The organism is Vibrio sp. 10N.286.49.C3 (assembly GCF_041469545.1).
Classification (GTDB): domain Bacteria; phylum Pseudomonadota; class Gammaproteobacteria; order Enterobacterales; family Vibrionaceae; genus Vibrio; species Vibrio tasmaniensis_A.
Genome location: NZ_JBFRKT010000029.1, coordinates 25,163 through 45,185, shown reverse-complemented (window position 1 = coordinate 45,185; position 20,023 = coordinate 25,163). Strand labels below are relative to the sequence as shown.

At 44.9% G+C, this 20,023-nt stretch carries 19 protein-coding genes; 11 read left to right on the top strand and 8 right to left on the bottom strand.

Annotated features, from left to right (window positions below; translation table 11 throughout):
• Positions 1 to 146: 146 nt before the first annotated feature.
• Positions 147 to 329, top strand: coding sequence for a hypothetical protein (locus tag AB4180_RS13520; RefSeq protein WP_017102586.1), 183 nt, complete (start codon positions 147 to 149; stop codon positions 327 to 329).
• A 182-nt stretch (positions 330 to 511) separates the two neighbouring features.
• On the opposite strand, the gene AB4180_RS13515 is transcribed toward AB4180_RS13520, so the two are convergent.
• The 7 genes from AB4180_RS13515 to AB4180_RS13485 all read right to left on the bottom strand — a co-directional run bounded on the left by AB4180_RS13515 (position 512) and on the right by AB4180_RS13485 (position 10,126).
• Entirely contained in the window at positions 512 to 1,804 is a 1,293-nt protein-coding gene (locus tag AB4180_RS13515; RefSeq protein ID WP_017102585.1) for an alpha/beta fold hydrolase, read from the bottom strand.
• 394 nt (positions 1,805 to 2,198) lie between these two features.
• Positions 2,199 to 2,936, bottom strand: coding sequence for a DUF3726 domain-containing protein (locus AB4180_RS13510; protein WP_012600771.1), 738 nt, complete (start codon positions 2,934 to 2,936; stop codon positions 2,199 to 2,201).
• The gene (locus AB4180_RS13505) at positions 2,933 to 4,747 is read right to left on the bottom strand and encodes a hypothetical protein (protein WP_032500600.1); all 1,815 of its coding nucleotides are present in this window, start codon (positions 4,745 to 4,747) and stop codon (positions 2,933 to 2,935) included. Before AB4180_RS13505 ends, AB4180_RS13510 begins: the two co-directional genes overlap by 4 nt.
• Positions 4,748 to 5,018: 271 nt before the next feature.
• On the bottom strand, positions 5,019 to 6,626 hold the full coding sequence (locus tag AB4180_RS13500; protein ID WP_017098973.1) for a BCCT family transporter: 1,608 nt from the start codon (positions 6,624 to 6,626) through the stop codon (positions 5,019 to 5,021).
• Between the two features lie 231 nt (positions 6,627 to 6,857).
• On the bottom strand, positions 6,858 to 7,853 hold the full coding sequence (locus AB4180_RS13495; RefSeq protein WP_029222845.1) for a membrane dipeptidase: 996 nt from the start codon (positions 7,851 to 7,853) through the stop codon (positions 6,858 to 6,860).
• Between the two features lie 208 nt (positions 7,854 to 8,061).
• Positions 8,062 to 9,522, bottom strand: a complete 1,461-nt coding sequence (locus AB4180_RS13490) for an aldehyde dehydrogenase family protein (RefSeq protein WP_004730413.1) — start codon at positions 9,520 to 9,522, stop codon at positions 8,062 to 8,064.
• 205 nt (positions 9,523 to 9,727) lie between these two features.
• Positions 9,728 to 10,126: a RidA family protein gene (locus AB4180_RS13485; RefSeq protein WP_004730412.1), complete on the bottom strand. Its 399-nt coding sequence runs from the start codon at positions 10,124 to 10,126 to the stop codon at positions 9,728 to 9,730.
• Positions 10,127 to 10,283: 157 nt separating this feature from the next.
• Between AB4180_RS13485 and AB4180_RS13480 the strand changes: the two genes are divergently transcribed.
• The 10 genes from AB4180_RS13480 (at position 10,284) to AB4180_RS13435 (ending at position 18,876) form a co-directional block, all read left to right on the top strand.
• Positions 10,284 to 11,165, top strand: coding sequence for a LysR family transcriptional regulator (locus tag AB4180_RS13480; RefSeq protein ID WP_017099346.1), 882 nt, complete (start codon positions 10,284 to 10,286; stop codon positions 11,163 to 11,165).
• 811 nt (positions 11,166 to 11,976) lie between these two features.
• A complete protein-coding gene (locus AB4180_RS13475; protein WP_017098977.1) occupies positions 11,977 to 12,378 on the top strand; it encodes a hypothetical protein in 402 nt (133 codons plus the stop codon).
• 1 nt (position 12,379) lies between these two features.
• Positions 12,380 to 13,150: a F0F1 ATP synthase subunit A gene (gene atpB / locus AB4180_RS13470; RefSeq protein ID WP_017102582.1), complete on the top strand. Its 771-nt coding sequence runs from the start codon at positions 12,380 to 12,382 to the stop codon at positions 13,148 to 13,150.
• 45 nt (positions 13,151 to 13,195) lie between these two features.
• The gene (gene atpE / locus AB4180_RS13465; RefSeq protein WP_004730405.1) at positions 13,196 to 13,432 is read left to right on the top strand and encodes a F0F1 ATP synthase subunit C; all 237 of its coding nucleotides are present in this window, start codon (positions 13,196 to 13,198) and stop codon (positions 13,430 to 13,432) included.
• Between the two features lie 54 nt (positions 13,433 to 13,486).
• On the top strand, positions 13,487 to 13,957 hold the full coding sequence (locus tag AB4180_RS13460; protein WP_004730401.1) for a F0F1 ATP synthase subunit B: 471 nt from the start codon (positions 13,487 to 13,489) through the stop codon (positions 13,955 to 13,957).
• A gap of 11 nt (positions 13,958 to 13,968) precedes the next feature.
• The gene (locus AB4180_RS13455) at positions 13,969 to 14,520 is read left to right on the top strand and encodes a F0F1 ATP synthase subunit delta (RefSeq protein WP_102249214.1); all 552 of its coding nucleotides are present in this window, start codon (positions 13,969 to 13,971) and stop codon (positions 14,518 to 14,520) included.
• A gap of 9 nt (positions 14,521 to 14,529) precedes the next feature.
• Entirely contained in the window at positions 14,530 to 16,071 is a 1,542-nt protein-coding gene (atpA, locus tag AB4180_RS13450) for a F0F1 ATP synthase subunit alpha (RefSeq protein WP_012600780.1), read from the top strand.
• Between the two features lie 47 nt (positions 16,072 to 16,118).
• A complete protein-coding gene (gene atpG / locus AB4180_RS13445) occupies positions 16,119 to 16,988 on the top strand; it encodes a F0F1 ATP synthase subunit gamma (RefSeq protein WP_009844931.1) in 870 nt (289 codons plus the stop codon).
• A 44-nt stretch (positions 16,989 to 17,032) separates the two neighbouring features.
• Entirely contained in the window at positions 17,033 to 18,418 is a 1,386-nt protein-coding gene (gene atpD / locus AB4180_RS13440; protein ID WP_004730394.1) for a F0F1 ATP synthase subunit beta, read from the top strand.
• Positions 18,419 to 18,432: 14 nt separating this feature from the next.
• Positions 18,433 to 18,876 (top strand): F0F1 ATP synthase subunit epsilon, encoded by a 444-nt coding sequence (locus AB4180_RS13435; RefSeq protein ID WP_017102579.1) that lies wholly within the window; start codon positions 18,433 to 18,435, stop codon positions 18,874 to 18,876.
• Positions 18,877 to 19,055: 179 nt separating this feature from the next.
• On the opposite strand, the gene AB4180_RS13430 is transcribed toward AB4180_RS13435, so the two are convergent.
• Positions 19,056 to 20,018 (bottom strand): nitrilase family protein, encoded by a 963-nt coding sequence (locus tag AB4180_RS13430; protein WP_017102578.1) that lies wholly within the window; start codon positions 20,016 to 20,018, stop codon positions 19,056 to 19,058.
• Between the last annotated feature and the right edge of the window lie 5 nt (positions 20,019 to 20,023).

The following is a 20,023-nucleotide window of genomic DNA, read 5'->3' as shown; positions in this document are numbered from 1 at the left end:
AGTTAAGATCAGTTCAATAAGGTCTGTTTTTCAAGTTACACGCATTCTCATTTGGTTAATCTTATGTTCCATTTTTAACAGGTGTGCAACCTCAACAATGGCGCTAATGTTAGTAGCACGTTAACCACACATCGGATTGAAGAATCATGAGAGTACTTATTGAATATACACAAACAGGCAAATACCGTGATCATGCGTGGGAAGCACTAACTATTCGTTCCAAGGGCGAAGTTCAAGCTGTGACTCCCTCTTATGCGGCTCAACTTATCGAACAAAACCGCGCCAGCTTATCGACCACCGAAAATCAAGATATCGTCATCCAACCTTAATGGCTTCAAGGGCTACCCCTCCTAGTTCCTTAAATCGAATAGTTCGATGACATAAAAAAAACGCTGCACGGATGCAGCGTTTCCTTGTTTCTAGCGTAGATAGCCTCTAACGTACATAATTTTCGTAGATAGCTTCTAACATAGATAGCTTCTAACGTAGATAACCTACGCAGAGAGTTTGATTATTTTGGCAGGTTCTCTAACGCATCAACCATCGTCATTAACTTATCGACAATTCGTTCACCATCCATTCTCAAACCATTGTGCTCATACTCGTTGGTAATCCACGCTTTTGAGTTTGGAATGTTCTCCAGCGTTTCGCGGCTGTAATCCAGCTCAACGTACATGTCATCCGCGTAAACCGCACACGCCATTGGAACCGTATTCTTACTCAGCTGTTCTGCGTTGTACAAGGTGCCCCAGTCCGACTTCTCGGCCAACATGTTTGCCGCTTCGCGTAATGGCTTCAACGTTTCTAGTTGGTCGAACATCCATGGGTACACCATTTCTCCGGTAAACCAGAACTCGCAACCCGATTGGTAGTTAAAGTGTGGGTACTGCTCGCGTACTCGGTGTGCAGACCAGTTAGACGCTGCACCTTGGCAGTAAATCGATTCATGCAAAATAGCGTAGATTGGGTTCGTTAGGTAGCCCTGCTCTTGCTGCATTTGATTTAAGAAGCTGTAGCTCAACTGCTTTTGACCATTCACTTCAACAAACGCACTTTCCAGTGTGAAGTACATAGGAAGGTTCGCTTCGCCGCCACCAAGATTAATGCCAATAAGCTGGAACTGTTCAACGGTAAACACCTGACCGTTTGGCAGTCTCACATCATTGTTAAGCAGGTAATCAGAGATCTCACGACACATAGCTTGTGCTAGTGGGAACTGAGCAAAAAAGGCTCTGTTTTTGTCTTCTACACGCTTGTAAGTCGCACGATAAACATCGTCAGCTTCGCGCTCAATAGACGGAATGCCGCCCGTCACATAACAGCGCTGCAAGCTCTGTGGAAACAGTGACAAATAGCTCAGTGTACAGAAGCCACCGAAGCTTTGACCAATCGTCGACCATTGTTTAACACCGAATTGCTCACGAATCGCTTCGGCGTCACGAACAATGTTATCCGCTCTGAAATGCGTTAAATATTCGACTTGTTGTTCTGGAGACAGATGGGCCAATGTTTCATGGCTGATCACCGTGCTATTGCCAGTACCACGTTGGTCAAGAAGCAGAACACGATAGTTTTGTAATGCACGCTTTAGCCAACCTGATTGACCGCTCACTCGTGGAGATGGAAAGCCTGGGCCGCCCTGAAAGTAGATAAGCCACGGCAGCTCTTGCGCATCTTTAGCGAGATCAACCAGCTCACGTGCGAAGACTTGGATCTGTTGTCCATCTTTGGCTTGGTAATCGAGTGGCAACTCAAAAGAGTGCTGACGATACAGGGTGGTTCCATCAATAAAGTTAGCTTGCACGCTTCATTCCTTTTATCTGATTCTAATGTCATCGGTACGAATAAAAATGGCGCCCGTTGGCACCTAGAATTAGCAAGATACGCATAGTGGCTTGTAAAAGAAACCGTTTGTTTAACATGAATGTGAAGGTGCTTCGTTTAATTGTTCAATTACCTCTCAACGGGTAACAACGTGTGTCAAAACAGTCAATTTAGAATAGGTAAATCCAGCGAGAGATCAAAAGAGTGAAGCAAAAAAAGAGGGACAAATAAAAAGAGCTTAACGAGGTGAGGATACGTTAAGCTCTTTGGTTTTATCTGTTTTGATAAACTAACTAGCTTACTCGCTGATAATCTATCGAACCTGTTAGTTCTAATGAACCTGTTAGTTCTAATGAACCTATTAAATCTAGCGACTACGAAGCCGTCAGTTCACCTGCACCTTGAGTCGAACGTTCGCTGCTCTGAACTAAAATTGCGGTAGCAGTCTCTTTCAGTGCTGCCCACTCCCCATCATCAACCTCAATGCCATCGTTCCACGCTTTCTCTTGAGTTTTAAAAAGCGCTTCTGATTCAATGTGTGTTTGGTAGCCATCTGACAAACGTTCGATATCGAAATCCTGGACGGAAAGTTCGATGGTCATATTGTGGATATGTTCGTACGATGCCAGTGGCAAATCTGATAAAAACAGTTCCGGAGCAACGCAACCACGATTAAGAACATACAAAGTGCTCTTAGGGTTAGAACCGTTATCCCAACGTGCCATGCACGCAATACCTTTCGCAGCTAACTTTACAAGCTCGCTGTACGCCAACCAACGGTTGTGGCAATTATTTAACTCAATTTTCAGCGTCTTTTTACCGACCATTTTTTCAATGGCGTAATCGATAACCACAGGAAGGTGACACGCTAAGCTCGCCTTGTGCAGGTCGACTTCAACAGTGTTATCGCTGCGCACTTGAATGTCTACAGGGCAATCGTCTTCTAACCCCATAAAGTTGCTCGCATTATTAAAATGACGAACACCATCCAAGCCAACCATCTGTAAATCTGCCACCATGTTCGCTATCACATCGGCTTCACCACATGTACGACGCATACCCAAAAAGGCTTTATTAACGGCCGCTACCAGTTCATTGTGAGAAACGATCATAACGATTTACCTCCATGTTGAGCGTTGATATGTGTAGGAACTTGATTTGAGTCAGCGAGCTCCGCTTCACTTGGTGCTTCACTTGGTAAGACTGGGAACACCCATTCGTCCTGATGAATTTCATCAAGCAGTGGCGCACCTTGGAAAAACGTCACTCGTACCCAACGATCTGAGCGAGGATCAAATTTAGTCGCACCAAACATTGCTAGCTTACAACGCAGTAAGTGCATTGGTGGCGAATCTTGATGCAGCACATTCATTTGAATGTCGCCCATCGCTTTGTTACCTAGCGTCCACACACGGCGCGCAATTGCACGGTGTTGCGGCTGTTTAACAAGGAATTCGGCCAATGAAAGCTCAGGCGCAAATTGCAATAAAGCATGGTACAAACGATAAGCTTGACGGCCAATATCCAACGGCAGTTCACGCTCTTCACCCAACTCTTCGCCTCGAACTCCGAGCCTTGGCTCTTCTTTGTCTTGAGAGCGATACCAGAACCAGTAGTTGTTTTCTGCTTTAGTAAAGTCGGTCGTGATCGCCCAACGGTACTTTTCTTCTAGTACAACCAGAAGGTCTTGAATCTTTTTGCCGCTAGGAAGCGACAGTGTTTCGCTGCAATTCATTTGCTCTTGATGGGCGTCCACTAATTCTGGGTACAATTCCATCAAACATGAGATAAGGATTTCTTGGGCTTCCATACTCATTTGCTTAGATTGCTCGACTAACTGCGACCATGTATCGCACAGGCTGACAGAAGCTTCTAATGATTGTTCTGTGTGCTTCAAATCATCAACAGCAGCTTTGTTCAGCTCTTGTTGTGTTTCATTGATAGTAACGACTTGTTCTAAATGACAAATCGCTTTTTTAACTAAGGTACGTAGTGGCCCGATCAACGCCGTATTAGTCTCACTGGACAACACGCCCGCCAATGCATGTTCACGGGTCGTCATCCACTGATCGACAATACTAGGGTGGTTAATAAGGTATGGCGCCATGCCTAAACCAGTTGCATTACCAACACCAAGGTAACGTTGTAATCCTCGATGCAAGGTAATCGCTTGTTCACCGCCTTGTTGCTCTGCTAGGTAATGAACCCAGTCTAAGCTGAACTCACGCAGCATATACACCGCACACATTTGAGCGCTAAACGACTGATTGAAATCTTCATTTTTCTCTAAGATTTTAAAATCAGCGATGCCAAATTTGCCATTACCATAAACGGCAGTGGTTCGCAGGATGTAGCCTACTTCAGCCAGTTCTTTGGGCGTTGGTTGAACACCTTTAGCCAGGTGACTAACGATATGTTCAAACACACGTACACTTTTGTTTGCACGCGCTAAAACAAGCACATTGTTAGGATTACGGCCGGCTTCTTGAAGCGGTACATTCGCACGAAGTCTTTCAAGTAGGGTGACATCAACATCACCAAGAACAAGTGCAAACGTTACGTCCCACTTTTCAGCAATTACACGGTCATTTCGTTCGTCATCTGCAATCTCATCGCAGAAAACAACCAGATGATAAACATGGTTTGGCGTCGCAAGCTTATAGATAACATGACCAAAACCTTGAGCGTCTAATTGCCACTCATGTTTCGTCACTTTCCATTCTTGCTGGGCCATTTTACGAATCAGAGTTCTAACGAAGCTGATACGTGTTTGGTGCATTGCACCTAGCCTTTCCGGTGCCATGACGACAGTCGCGTCACGTAGTGCTGATTCAGTGTAGGTAGAACGATGTGCATCCATTTTGCTCACCACCTTATAGTTATAGGATTTTGCTAGCCATTCAGAACCGATCGTTGCCATCATTTGAAGCATTCGTTTTTACAGTGTGTTGGTTAGCTTTCACGTTATTTGGGGTAAGTGAACTCACCCCTTATTATTTGTCCTGACTAGATCGATTGACCTAAATACGTGCCGCCCGGTGTATCTTCACCAGTACGGGTTTCCTCTTCCTTTCGGAATCTTGTGTCAGCCTTCTTTCAAAGGCTGACACCTTGTTTCTCTTTCATTTTTAGAGAGCGTTTTCTCTGCAGGCTCTTTTCTTTACAGACCCTGCTCTTTTATAAACTCGGCTCTTCTACAAACCCTGTTCTTTTGCCATCTTGATTGCGATTTGAGGCGCATTCCAGAGCGATGGCAGTAAGATTATGGACACTGGTACCGCTGTGATTACGATGAACGATTGCAGCGCTGAAATGCCGCCAGAACCTAGGGAAATCAGAATCAATGCCGTTACCCCCATCATCACACCCCAGAAAGTACGAATAATTGCGTTAGGCTCAGTCTCACCACTGACTACCACACTGATGGTGTAAGTCATCGAATCACCGGTCGTTACGATGAAGATCGTGGTTAAGATCAAGAACAGAATAGAGATAAGCATTGGCATAGGTAGCTGCTGAGTTACCGCCAGTAGCGCGCCTGGTAAGTTGAAGCCTTCGAACGCTTTACTTACGCTGCCTGGATCTGCAATTTCGAACGCAAGACCAGAGCCACCAACAATCGTGAACCAGAAGCAAGTTACAAACGGTGCGATAAGGCTAATGGTTGATACCAATTGGCGAATACTACGACCGCGTGAAATACGAGCGATGAAGATTGCCATCATTGGGCCGTAACCTAAGAACCAACCCCAGAAAAACACTGTCCACCAGCTTAACCAACCTTCATCACCACGGTATGTTGCCATTGGGATGAAGTTATCTATCATGCTGCCTACACCTTGAATGTAGCCATTGAAGATGAAGTTCGTTGGACCGAAGATAAGGATGTAAATCATCAATGCCATTGCTAAAATTACGTTGTAACGACTTAGCATTTGCATTCCGCGGTTGAGACCACTTAATGCCGACAATGTGTAAAGCACGATAGCGAACAAGATAATGATTAGCTGAGTTGTGAAGCCATCTGGAATACCAAACAGTTCATTCAGAGCGTAGCTGACTTGCAAGCCCAAGAAGCCAATCGGACCGATAGTACCCGCCGCTACAGCGACAATACAACATGCATCAATCAGTGCGCCGGTATGGCCTTTCAGTGCTCTTTCGCCCAAAACTGGGTAAAGCAAAATACGAGGTTTAAGAGGCAAGCCTTTGTCGTAGTGAAGGTGCATAACCACGATAGACGTTAAGCTGCCCACAATAGCCCATGCTAGGAAACCCCAGTGCATGAATGATTGTGATAAAGCATTCACTGCGCCTTGCTGTGCGTTTTCTTGTGCACCATACAACGGTGGTGGGTTAACGTAGTGTGCGATAGGCTCTGCTGCCGCCCAAAATACACCACCGCCCGCAAGTAGCGTACAGAAGATGATTGCCATCCAACGGAAGCCATCCATTTCAGGTTTCGCGATGCCGCCTAGGATAACCTTGCCTGTTCGCCCTGCCGCCAGGCCAAGACCAATAAGAAAAGTCAGAAGAAGAAGCATTTGCCAATAAGGGCCGAACACTTTTACCGACCAAGCAAAGCCTGTATTTACTAAGCTTGATAGCAGCTCGCCATCAAATAAAGCAAGCGCCACGAACAGAGCGATAAAACCGCCGCTGTACCATAATGCTGGGTTGGTAAGTCCTAATTTGTCTGAAGTCGATTCAGACTGGTTTGTGTTACTCGTTTTGTTGCTTGCTGTGTGTGCTTGACCCGCATTTACGTTTGAAGATTTCACGCTATTGGTTAAATCAGACATACTCTGACTCCAGAGGTTTCTTTGCAGCTGTCATTTTAATGATGACTACAAGAGGTGTATTTAACACCTGCCCTATTGTTTTTTGTGTTGGGCAGGCTAATCCATGTTTGGGTTACCGCGTTGCGAAATAGACCGTTGTTCCTTTTGAATAGTTAAATTGGTAACAACAGCACTTCTAAATGAAGGTTAATTAGAAGGCTGCTAATTCGATGATTACTAGTGAGAAAGCACTTAACCCTTACTTTGAGGCTCTAGGCCATCTTTCAAGAAGTTAAACCAGTTTTCTCCCAAGACTTGCCCAGCTTCAGACTCGCTGAAACCATGACGCATCAATCCGTTATAAATATTTTCCATACCCGCACTACCACAGAACCAAGGCAACGCATCTGGCCAACCTGAGTTGTTCGCAGAGCCTTCACCGTAGTCCATTGCTTTAGACCAACGACCATTTCTCATCCATTCAAGAACGGCTTGAGGTTGGTTTAAGCATAGGTCACTACCAATACCTAGGTGTTCAACGCCAACCATGTCAGCGGTAGTCGCAACCATTTGGCAGAAATCTTCCAACGTACATTGGCTGCCATTTGGTAGGTGGAATGGGTATAAGCTGAATCCGATTAAGCCACCGCGTGCGGTTAGGGCTTTAATCACATCATTTGATTTGTTTCGTAGTGCATCATGAGCAAACGTTGGGTTCGCGTGGCTGATACAAATAGGACGAGAAGACAGGTCAATCGCTTCAAGTGTTGAGCGTTCAGCGCTGTGTGACATATCGATGATCATGCCAACTCGGTTCATCTCTTCGATCGCTTGCTTACCAAAGCGAGTAATACCTGTGTCGTTCTTCTCGTAGCAACCCGTCGCCAATAAACTCTGGTTGTTGTACGTCAGTTGCATGATCAAAAGACCTTGCTGACGCATTACTTCGATAAGACCAATCTCATCGTCGATTGGAGAACAGTTTTGAGCACCTAGAAAAATGCCGACTTTGCCTGTCGCTTTTGCAGTTTCCACATCAGCCATTGAATGAATCGGCATGATAATGTCTGCGTTCTGCTCGAATCTTAAGTTCCATTCTGCAAAGCGAGATAAGGTTTCACGAGCTGTCTCGTGGTAAACCGCGGTAGCGTGAACTGCTGTAATGCCGCTCGCCTTTAGTGTTTGGAAATATTCTCTGTTCCAATTGCAGTATTGCAATCCATCTATAACAATCCGTTGCTGGTACATAACCACTCCTATTGAAAGCTCAGTGTTCTAGCTCGGTTTTGAAAACACGCTCAAATAACATGTTTTCAAAAATGGGTTAAATCACTTGTCTAATTCGTTTGCTGCTTTGGTTGGGATGTTGGCCTGACTCGGTGAATCAGGCCAATTCGATAGCTGGATAGCTAGAGACTTAATATCTTCAGCTATCCAATTCTTATATAGAAGTTGATTAGTAAGGACGCTGGTAAGCTGTCTTCACTACTGTGTAGAACTCTTTCGCGTACTGACCTTGCTCACGAGGACCGAAGCTAGACTCTTTACGACCACCAAACGGTACGTGGTAATCGGTGCCTGCTGTTGGTAGGTTCACCATCACACAACCTGTTTGCGCTTGTTGCTTGAACATTGCGCTAGTACGTAGGCTTTGAGTAATGATGCCGCCCGTTAGACCAAAGCGAGTATCGTTTGTTGTCGCGATAGCTTCTTCTAGGTCAGCTACACGAATCACGCTTGCCATTGGTGCAAACACTTCTTCTTGGTTCACTTCCCAATCGTTCTTAGTATTCAAGAACAGCGTTGGAGACATGTAGAAGCCTTCATGTTTCATGCTTAAGCGTTCACCACCAAATGCTAGCTCACCGCCGCTTTGACGTGCTTTCTCAACCCAACCTAGGTTTGCTTCAAGTTGGTTACCGTCAACAACAGGGCCCATGAACACACCGTCTTCTAGTGCGTGACCCACTTTAAGCTCGCTCATACGTTTGATCAGTGCTTCAACGTATTGGTCGTGAATGCCATCCATAACCACTAGACGAGAAGATGCTGTACATTTTTGACCCGCGCCAGAGAACGAACCTGCGATAGTCGCATCAACAGCTGTTTGGATATCCGCATCATCAGCAACCACAAGTGCGTTCTTACTGCCCATTTCTAGTTGGCAACGAACGAAGTTTGGCGCTGTAGCCGCCGCAACCTTACGACCTGTATCAACAGAACCGGTAAAGCTCACACCATTCACTTCTTTAGAGTTGATCAGTGCATCACCTACTTTTGAACCACTACCTAGAACAAGGTTAAACGTGCCTGCTGGCATGCCTTGACGGTGGATAATCTCAGTTAGCGCAACCGCACTTGCTGGTGTTAGGTTTGCTGGTTTCCAGATAACGCTGTTACCGAAAGCAAGCGCTGGAGCGATTTTCCAAGCAGCAGTCGCGGTCGGGAAGTTCCAAGGAGAGATGATGCCGATAACACCCACCGCTTCACGAGTCACTTCTACAGAAACGCCTGGGCGTACTGATTCTGCGTTGTCGCCAATTTGACGAAGCACTTCAGCCGCAAAGTACTGGAAGAACTGGCCTGCACGGTAAATTTCGCCACGACCTTCAGCAAAAGGCTTACCTTCTTCACGAGAAAGCAACGTACCTAGCTCATCACAACGTGCAATCAGCTCATCACCGATTGCTTGAAGTACTGCTTGCTTACGTTCAATAGGCGTTTTTTCCCACTCTGGTTGAGCGTGCTTCGCCGCTGAAATCGCCTGTTGAACTTGGTCAGCACTTGCTTGTGCGAAGTTACCGATGTTTTCAGAAATATCTGATGGGTTAATGTTCGCAACGGTACTTACACCCGCTTGCCATTCGCCGCCAATGTAAAGTGCGTTTTCTGCTTGAACATTCTGTAATTGAGTCATCATTCTGTCCTTGTAACGGTTAGGTTGCGTTTGAGCCTGGCAACCATCTGATTAATGAATAAAACGTTAATTTATATAAGAAATAACGTTTAAATCTTGTATCTAAAACTGAACCAAGACGCTTGTATCAATAAAGATCTTTACAGACTAATTTCTTTACAAACAAATAACTTTAATCCGCAAATTGCCTCAGTTCACAGTATCTTTATTCAGGTTGAGAGGCTGATGCGTAAACCACGAACTCAACCAACATTTCTTCTCTTGCTAACCCTGCAACGACGACCGCAGCACGGTTTGGATAAGGTGCATTGAAGTATTCTCCGTATACGCTGTTTACCGTTTTTAGATATTCACGGTCTGTCACGTAAATCAGAACTTGCAGCACTGAATCCATAGATTCGCCTGCACACTCCAATGTATGAACAAGGTTGTTAAAAGTCTGACGCGTTTGCGCTTCGATACCGCCTTCTACTACTGCGCCAGTTTCATCAATTGGAATCTGCGCTGTGTATAGAGTGCCGTTATTAACGATTGCCCACTCTAGTGGTGCTTTTGAAGCGAAAAGCTCGGTTTTTACTGGGTGTTTTTTAGTTTGTGCGTTCACGATTCCATCCAACTTTGTAACAACTATGTTTCAAGATGGTTAAATACTGCACCTTGACGACTGATAAATCTAACGGTAAATTTTGTGCAATTGATAAATAAAATCTATCACCTTGCGAAAAGTAAGGTATAGCAAGGGCTAGAGAAGGATCAGTGCCATGAGTATTAAGCTACAACAGTTAAAACATTTTGTTTTAGTGGTCGAAGAAGGCGGATTTCGAGCAGCATCTCACCGCGCAAATCGCTCACAAGCGGCACTTTCTACGTCGATAAAAGAGCTAGAAAAAATACTTGGTCAGCCACTGTTTGAAACAGGCAACAAATCAACCCTGACACCTTTCGGGGAAATATGCCTGCCAAAAATCATTCAATTCCTGAATGTTTACAAAGCATTAGACAATGACCTACGCGCAGCCGCGGCAGGACAACAAGGAAGAGTTCGAATAGCAAGTGTCCCATCAGTAGCGGCAAAATTAATCCCTAGTGTTTTAGGGGCTTTTTGTGAACAGTACCCGAATGTTGAGGTAAGCTTAATTGATGATAATGCGGCGGGTGTAGAAGCAAGATTACTGTCTGGAGAGGTAGACGTTGCCCTCGGAAATAGCTCCCATTTAGAAGAAGAGAGCATCGACTTCACGCCTTTACTTTCCGATCCTATTGGTGTGGTCTGCCTCAAAGACAACCCTATCGCCTCTCAACGAGAGGGAATAGAATGGCAAACTTTGTTAAAACAACCCTTCATTCGCAACGGGACTTGTACCCTACTTGACCCAACACCTGCACGAATGCTCAGCGAACAGGCTCTGTATTCAGTAGAGAACATCACTTCGTTGTTTTCGGTGTTAGAACTCGGGATAGGCGTGACCACGCTACCTAAGTTGGCTTTCCCGACCAATGAAACCCGCTTGGTGTGGATTCCGTTGATTGACCCACCTTTACAGCGTCAAATCGGTATTTTCAGATTGTCTGATCGTACGATCTCGCCACAAGCGCAGGCTTTTCATGACTTATGTATTCAATATTTAAGTTATGAGGACTAATAGAGGGGCATGATTGAGTTTGTTTGCTTAAAAAGCGGTTGTTAGAGCAACACATCAAGAAATTCCAGCTCGAATCTCCAGACTTTGGCCTTTCTATCTTGGGCTTAGTGCCCTAACCTTCAGATTTTTGCCCTATCTTCAGCTCCTTACATCCATGTGAGGAGCTGAATTTCTTCCGTCATATTCATCTTAAAGGCCTATTTGTCCGTTTCGAATCGCCAGAAAGACGTTAAGAATGAAGTCGTGACAAACTATTTTGAAAAATAATCACTTCCAGATAGAGAACGCTGTATAGATAAATAACTCAATGCACGAAGGCTTTCATCGCTAACTAAACTTGCTTTATCCACTTGTAGAATCACACTCAACAATCAACTTATAAATGACGCTAAGTGTTTGAATATACGTAATTGATAAGATCGTAACTTGCCCAATTGGTATCTAAATTTTTTGCACAAAAACGCTCCTTTTCACTAAAAATAAAGCATTTAAAATTTTCATGAATAAAGTTATTCAACTATTACTTTCATAAATGAAAAACATTCATTTCAAAAATGGAATTATTGATGTCGCTTTTTGTCGTTTTGATCACATAATTTTAGGCGTAGTTTATATTTTGTCGAAACGATAGCGAATTAGTTTTTATCGTTTAATTTCGTCAGGAGATATAAAGCCAGAAAGATTATTTCTTTGTTAACAAGTAAAGGTTTATTAACAAGTCAAATTGCTATTAACAAGTAAGTGCTAGTAACAAAAACATATTCAAACTGTGTTTTATATTGACTTACACTGTTAAATATAGGGTTTTATTATGAGGCTTAATGGGATAAGTAGCGACATCCTTGTTGCTGCTAAAAGAGTTATTCTCTGCCAAATAGTATTAGCCGTCGGTGTAGTTTTATATGAAGTGTTTTTTGGTAATAAAGTAGATATGGAGTCTTCAGCTTTGGGTGTCGTAATCGCGATGTTACCACCGCTGTTTGGTTTTATATATGCAAGCCTAAAGGTGCACAAGAATCCTAATTATAGTTTACGTGACTTAATGCAAATGAGTCGTGTCGTGAAAATAACCTATACGTTCTTAATGTTTATCTTGGCATTCCAGTTTTTTAAATTGGATAACCCAGTAATATTATACGCGTACATTTTCACAATGATTGGGTACTTCTTAACACCATTTATTACTGCCTCTACAAGATCGGAGTACGTGTAGTATGGATCAAGTCACTACCGCTCACGAATACATAGAGCATCACTTAACCTTCTTAACTACAGGTGATGGTTTCTGGGCGTTCAACATTGACTCAATGTTGGTATCTTGGATCACGGGTTTACTGTTTATTGGAGCTTTTCGATATGTAGTGACCAAGGGCACTAGCGGTGTTCCAGGTCGTTTTCAATGTTTTATCGAGCTTATCTTTGATTTCGTTAACAACCTAGTCAAAGAGATTTTTCAAGCGGAGGATAAATTAATAGGGCCACTGGCATTAACCACTTTTGTTTGGGTGTTGTTAATGAATGCAGTCGACCTATTACCAATTGATTTAATACCAGGGTTAACTCGTGTAATGGGTTTAGAACACTTTAGAGATCTACCGACAGCGGATGTAAATATCCCAATGTCGATGGCACTCGGTGTGTTTATTCTACTGTTAACTTATACGTTAAAAAATAAAGGTTTGAAAGGCTTTATCAAAGAGCTCACTACTCAGCCATTTGATAACCCTCTTTTATATCCTGTTAACTTCGTTCTTGAATTAATAACATTAATTTCAAAGCCAATATCACTAGGCTTACGATTATTCGGAAATATGTATGCAGGCGAGATGATATTCATCCTTATCGCACTAATGCCTTGGTGGATGCAATGGGCACTCAGTGTTCCATGGGCCTTATTCCACATATTAATCGTATTCTTGCAAGCATTTATATTTATGGTACTGACCGTTGTTTATTTAGCAATGGCAACAGAAGAACACCATTAATTAATAACTAAAAATTAACTAACAAATTATTTATCGGAGATACAAATGGATATCGTAAGCGCAGTTTTATATGTAGCAGGTGCATTACTGATCGGTTTAGGTGCAGCGGGTGCAGCATCTGGTATTGGTAACTTAGCAGGTAAATACCTTGAAGGTGTTGCTCGTCAACCAGACCTTACTCCAATGCTTCGTACTCAATTCTTCATCATGATGGGCCTTGTAGATGCTGTACCGATGATCGGTGTTGGTATCGGTCTATACATCATCTTTGCCGTTGCTTAATGAAAAGCTTTGAAAAGATCGATTTGTAAATAATCAAGATTTAGTGAGGAAGGTATGAATTTAAATGCCAGCATGTTTGGTCAAGCAATCTCATTCGTGATTTTTGTTTGGCTATGCATGAAATATGTATGGCCCCCTCTCACCGCGATGTTAGACGAGCGCCAAAAAGAAATCGCTGATGGTTTACGCCACTCAGAGAATGCAGCGAAAGAGCTAGAACTAGCAAAATCAAATGGCGCACAACTCGTCGCAGATGCGAAAAAAAATGTGACCGAACTGATTGAGCAAGGCAAAAAACGCCGCAACGAAATCATCACCTTAGCTCACCAAGAAGGTGAGCAAGAAAAAGCGCGCATCTTAGAGCAAGGTAGAGCTGAGCTAGAAGGCGAACGTCAAAAGTTACGCCGTGAACTTCAGGCGGATATGGCAGACGCTGTTATTCAAAGTGCACAGAAATTGATCAGCAAAAACCTAGATTCTGAAACGAACCGAGCGTTAGTTGATCAAATGATAAGCGAACTCTAAACGGAGGCAATATGTCAGATTACACCAATATTGCTCATCCCTACGCTAAAGCATCGTTCGACTTTGCTTTAGGTGAAAACAAGTTACAAGAGTGGCACTCAATGCTGTCCATTCTTGTGACGGTAGCGGAAGAAGAAACGATCGCTAAACAGATTTCATCAGCAGAAGGTGTTCATACACAGCAATCTGAAGAACTGGTCAATCTCATCATTCACGTTTGCCAAGGACTCGTTGATGACCACGTCATTAATCTCATTAAAGTCTTGGCTGAGAATGGCCGTCTTGCAGTGATCAGAGACTTGTTTAACTTGTTCAGCGACCTAAAGGACGAACATGAACGTGTAATCCCTGTCACTGTCACCAGTTCAGAATTGCTTACACAAGATCAAGTTACATCACTCACTGCTGCACTTGAGAAGAAATTAGAACGTCAGGTTGAAATGGAACAGGTTATTGATGGCTCGCTGGTTGGCGGGATCGTCATCAAGGCGGGCGAAACCGTCATCGATGGTTCTTTGAACACATCAATTAACCGATTAGCCCATCAACTTCACGCGAGATAGGTAACAATTATGCAATTAAATTCAAATGAAATCAGCGATCTAATCAAAGATCGCATCTCGAAATTTAATGTGAGCACCGAAGCTCGCAACGAAGGCACTATAGTCTCGGTTCGTGACGGCATCATTACCATTAACGGCCTTGCGGATGTCATGCAGGGTGAGATGATCGAGCTTCCAGGTGGCAAATACGCTCTTGCTCTTAACCTTGACACGCACTCAGTCGGTGCCGTGGTTATGGGTCCCTACACTGACCTCTCTGAAGGTATGAAAGTCAAAGGGACAGGTCGTATCTTGGAAGTACCAGTAGGTAACGGACTTCTTGGCCGTGTAGTGAACACACTAGGTGAGCCAATCGATGGCAAAGGCCCAGTGAGTTGTGACCGGCTCGACCCTGTAGAAGTAATTGCACCCGGCGTAATCGAGCGTAAGTCCGTCGATCAGCCAATTCAAACCGGTTATAAAGCCGTTGATACCATGGTGCCTATCGGTCGTGGTCAACGTGAACTGATCATCGGTGACCGTCAGACGGGTAAAACAGCGTTAGCTATCGATGCGATCATCAATCAGAAAGATTCTGGTATCAAATGTGTGTACGTGGCTATTGGCCAGAAAGCATCTACTATCGCAAACGTTGTTCGTAAACTCGAAGACCACGATGCGCTTAAAAATACCATCGTTGTTGTCGCATCAGCATCAGAATCAGCCGCGCTTCAATACCTCGCACCTTATGCGGGTTGCACCATGGGCGAATACTTCCGTGACCGTGGTGAAGATGCACTGATCATCTATGATGACCTATCAAAACAAGCCGTCGCTTACCGTCAAATCTCATTGCTACTTAAACGCCCACCGGGTCGTGAAGCCTTCCCTGGCGACGTATTCTACCTCCACTCACGCTTACTAGAACGTGCGGCAAGAGTAAATGCGGAATACGTTGAGAAGTTCACAAACGGTGAAGTGAAAGGCCAAACAGGTTCATTAACCGCGCTTCCGATCATTGAAACTCAAGCGGGTGACGTATCGGCGTTTGTACCAACCAACGTAATCTCAATTACTGATGGTCAGGTTTTCCTACAAACCCAACTATTCAACTCAGGTCTACGTCCTGCTGTTGACCCAGGTATCTCGGTATCTCGTGTGGGTGGTGCAGCACAGTGCAAGATCATCAAGAAACTATCTGGTGGTATTCGTACATCGTTAGCTCAATACCGTGAGTTAGCCGCATTTGCTCAGTTCTCTTCTGACCTAGACGACATGACGCGCAAGCAGCTTGATCATGGTGAGCGTGTAACCGAACTGATGAAGCAAAAGCAATACTCGCCTATGTCTGTCGCTGAGCAAGCAACGGTTATCTACGCAGCAGAAAAAGGCTATTTGGCTGATGTAGAGTTGCACAAAGTTGCGCGTTTTGAAGAAGAGTTAATTGCTTACGCAAAAGGTCAAAACCCAGAGTTGTTCGACACCATCAACGCTAATGGTGACTACAACGATGAAATTGATGGCGCTCTTGCAAAGCTTCTCGGTGACTTTGTAGCGTTGAAAGCTTGGTAAACGCTCCGGTTTGTTGGCTGGAAATCAAAGCAAATTAGGAGCAGATAATGGCAAATACTAAAGAAATTCGCACCAAGATAGGCAGTGTTAGTAACACTCAGAAAATCACCAGTGCAATGGAGATGGTTGCGGCAAGTAAGATGCGTAAGGTTCAAGACAATATGACGCTAACACGTCCATATGCGGAGAACATGCGCAAAGTTATCTCTCATGTCGCATCAGGGTCGCTGGAATACCAGCACCCCTACCTTCAACAGCGTGAACCAAAACGCGTTGCTTACATCATTATTTCGTCCGATCGAGGCTTATGTGGTGGCTTGAACTCGAATTTGTTCAAGAAAGTGTTAGAAGAAATGGAGCAATGGCGCACCAAGGGAGTCGAGGTAGAAACAACCTTAGTGGGATCTAAGGCTATCTCGTTCTTCCAACGCAGCGGCAATGTTATCGCGCAAACGTCAGGCCTTGGTGACGCGCCTAAATTAGAAGACATTTTAGGTACGGTTAACGCGATGCTAGGGCATTACGACGACGAAAAAATCGACAGCTTGTATCTCGTTTATAACCAGTTCATCAACACCATGGTTCAAGAACCAACGACCTTGCAGTTGCTGCCCCACCCTTCAGATTCTGAGGCCGATGGAGGCGCGAAAAAAGCTCGTCGTTGGGACTACATCTATGAACAAGCACCAAGAGACATCCTCTCTGAGCTGTTACATCGATACATTGAATCGCAAGTGTATCAAGGCATCGTAGAGAGCATTGCCTGTGAGCAAGCAGCCCGAATGGTGGCCATGAAAGCGGCGACCGATAACGCAGGCCAACTCATCGATGATTTGCAGTTGGTATACAACAAAGCGCGACAGGCTGCCATTACCCAAGAACTGAGTGAAATAGTCTCAGGAGCTCAAGCTGTCTAAGGGCAGGAAAGAGTGGGTTAAGAATAGAATTTGAGGATTTAGAGATGAGTGTTGGAAAAATAGTTAAAGTTATCGGCGCGGTGGTAGACGTCGAGTTCAGCGGCGGCAACAGCCCACGCGTTTATGATGCATTGAAAGTGACTAGCGAGGAAGCAAGCTCTCTCGTATTGGAAGTTCAGCAACAACTGGGTGGCAGCATCGTTCGTTGTATTGCAATGGGTACGTCAGATGGCTTGCGCCGCGGCCTAACTGTTGAAAACACCGGTTCTCCAATCACCGTTCCTGTGGGCGAAGAAACCTTAGGCCGTATCATGAACGTTCTTGGCCAGCCTATCGATGAATGTGGTGAAATCGGTCAAAAAGAAAGCTACGAAATTCACCGTGAAGCACCCTCTTATGAAGAACAAGCAAACAGCACTGAACTTCTTGAGACCGGCGTTAAGGTTATTGACCTTATTTGTCCTTTCGCAAAGGGCGGTAAAATCGGTCTGTTCGGTGGTGCTGGCGTAGGTAAAACCGTCAACATGATGGAGCTCATCAACAACATCGCCAAAGCCCACTCAGGTCTCTCTGTATTTACCGGTGTTGGTGAACGTACTCGTGAGGGTAACGACTTCTACTACGAGATGAAAGAAGCCGGTGTACTAGACAAAGTAGCCATGGTTTATGGCCAAATGAACGAGCCACCGGGAAACCGTCTACGTGTTGCACTTACAGGCCTGACTATGGCTGAGCGCTTCCGTGATGAAGGTCGTGACGTACTGTTGTTCATTGATAACATCTACCGTTACACGCTTGCCGGGACTGAGGTGTCAGCACTGTTAGGTCGTATGCCTTCAGCAGTAGGTTACCAACCAACACTCGCTGAAGAGATGGGTGTGCTTCAAGAGCGTATCACCTCGACTAGACAAGGCTCTATCACGTCTATCCAAGCGGTATACGTGCCTGCGGATGACTTGACCGATCCATCACCAGCAACAACCTTTGCTCACTTAGATGCGACCGTTGTACTGTCTCGTAATATCGCGGCATTGGGCCTCTACCCTGCAATCGACCCATTGGATTCAACATCTCGCCAATTGGACCCGCTTGTGGTTGGTCAAGAGCACTACGACATTGCACAAAAAGTCCAAACAACGCTGCAACGCTACAAAGAGCTAAAAGACATCATCGCGATTCTTGGTATGGATGAGCTTTCAACTGAAGATAAACAGACGGTATCTCGCGCTCGTAAGATTGAACGTTTCTTAACTCAGCCTTATCACGTAGCCGAAGTGTTTACCGGTCAGAAAGGTGTATTTGTACCGCTAAGCGAAACACTAAGAGGCTTTAAAGGCCTGTTAGGCGGCGAATATGACGATATCCCAGAGCAGGCATTCTTGTACTGTGGTTCTATCGACGAAGTGCTTAACAAAGCAAAATCACTCTAAGAGGCAGGTGCACCATGGCTATCGGAATTACAGATAATACATTTCAACTTAATATTGTAAGTGCGGAAGGTACGCTGTTTTCAGGTCCAGCGTATGCCCTAGCCGTTTCTGGCGCTGACGGTGAGCTGGGGATCCGCCCCGGTCACTCTCCGCTTCTCAGTAAGATCAAACCGGGCGTAACCGTGTTTGTCACAGACCCTAAATCAGAGGGGCAAGTGCTTTATGTGTCTGGCGGAATGCTGGAAGTTCAGCCGGATGTGGTAACGGTGTTAGCCGATACTGCCTTGCACGGCCAAGATATTGACCGCGCTCGCGCAGAAGAAGCGAAATATGCCGCTCTAGAAAATATCAATAAGGGCAACATAGACATTAACTTTGCACAAGCTCAGCTAGAATTAGCGAAAGCCGTTGCTCAGTTGCGTGCATCAGAGCTAACCTCTTCTCACACAAGACACTGAGAATAGAACTTAGATGCTTAGTGCTTATGGCTTATGGCTTAGTGCTTGATGTGTAAATAGTCTACCCACTTAAACATGATTTAAGTGGGTAGACTACATCAGGAGCCCTCACTTCTCTTTCAACTTCCCCACCCTTTTAACCGCTACTAATACATCCTTTTTCTCCCGAACTTACAACATTACTTATCTGCAAAGCGCGCTTGGTGCGGGTCAAGCTCATGACCAAGAGGCTGCGTCAGTGAATGGTACAGCTCAGGCTTACGACCACGAATCCAACGTCTGCCGGTACACATCTCCAACTCTTGCGCTTTCAAATTCGCAATCACCATATCGTCATCAACGCTGTCCGTCTCGGTGATGATTTCCCCATAAGGGCTTAAGATCATCGCATTGCCTGTTCTCACTTCATCCATATCAACACCGACACCATTGCTGAACACCACAAACATACCGTTATCGTGTGCTCTTGCAGGCAACCAACGCATTAGCCATTCGCGCCCATTTTTACCCTGCATTTCAGCACGAATCGCCTCTGGGTTTTCATCTCGGTTAAACCATAAATCTGGGTCAATTCGCTTCATCGCATTGGGGCTACGTGACTGACAACCGCCCGTTTGGTGCGGCGCAATCAAGATATCGGCGCCTTTCAGCGCGGTGATTCGAACGTTCTCAACCAAGTTGTTATCCCAACAAATCAAGATACCAACTTTGCATCCATGCGGCGTATCGAACACCGTGTATTGGTCGCCGCTACTCATATGTGGGCTCACAAAGGTGTGCAGTTTGCGGTGCTTTTGTACCTCTCCATTTGGCATCACGAACACATAAGTGTTGTATAACTCGCCATCCACACCCTGCTCTATCAAGCCTGCGCCAACACTGATTCCAAACTGTGTTGCCAGTGCAATCAACTGTTGAGTGGATTCACCGTTCGGCACAGGTTCCGCTAGTGCTTCTATCTCGTCTCGCGACAAAGCAGACACATGCCAGTAGCCAGTGATGCACATCTCTGGGAAACTGATGATGTCCACGCCACTCTCCGCCGCTTGTCGAACATATTGCTCTATCACAGATAGGTTATACGCCTTGTCACCCGCATGGTGATTGAATTGAACCGACGCTACTTTGATGTCTTTCTTCATGATTC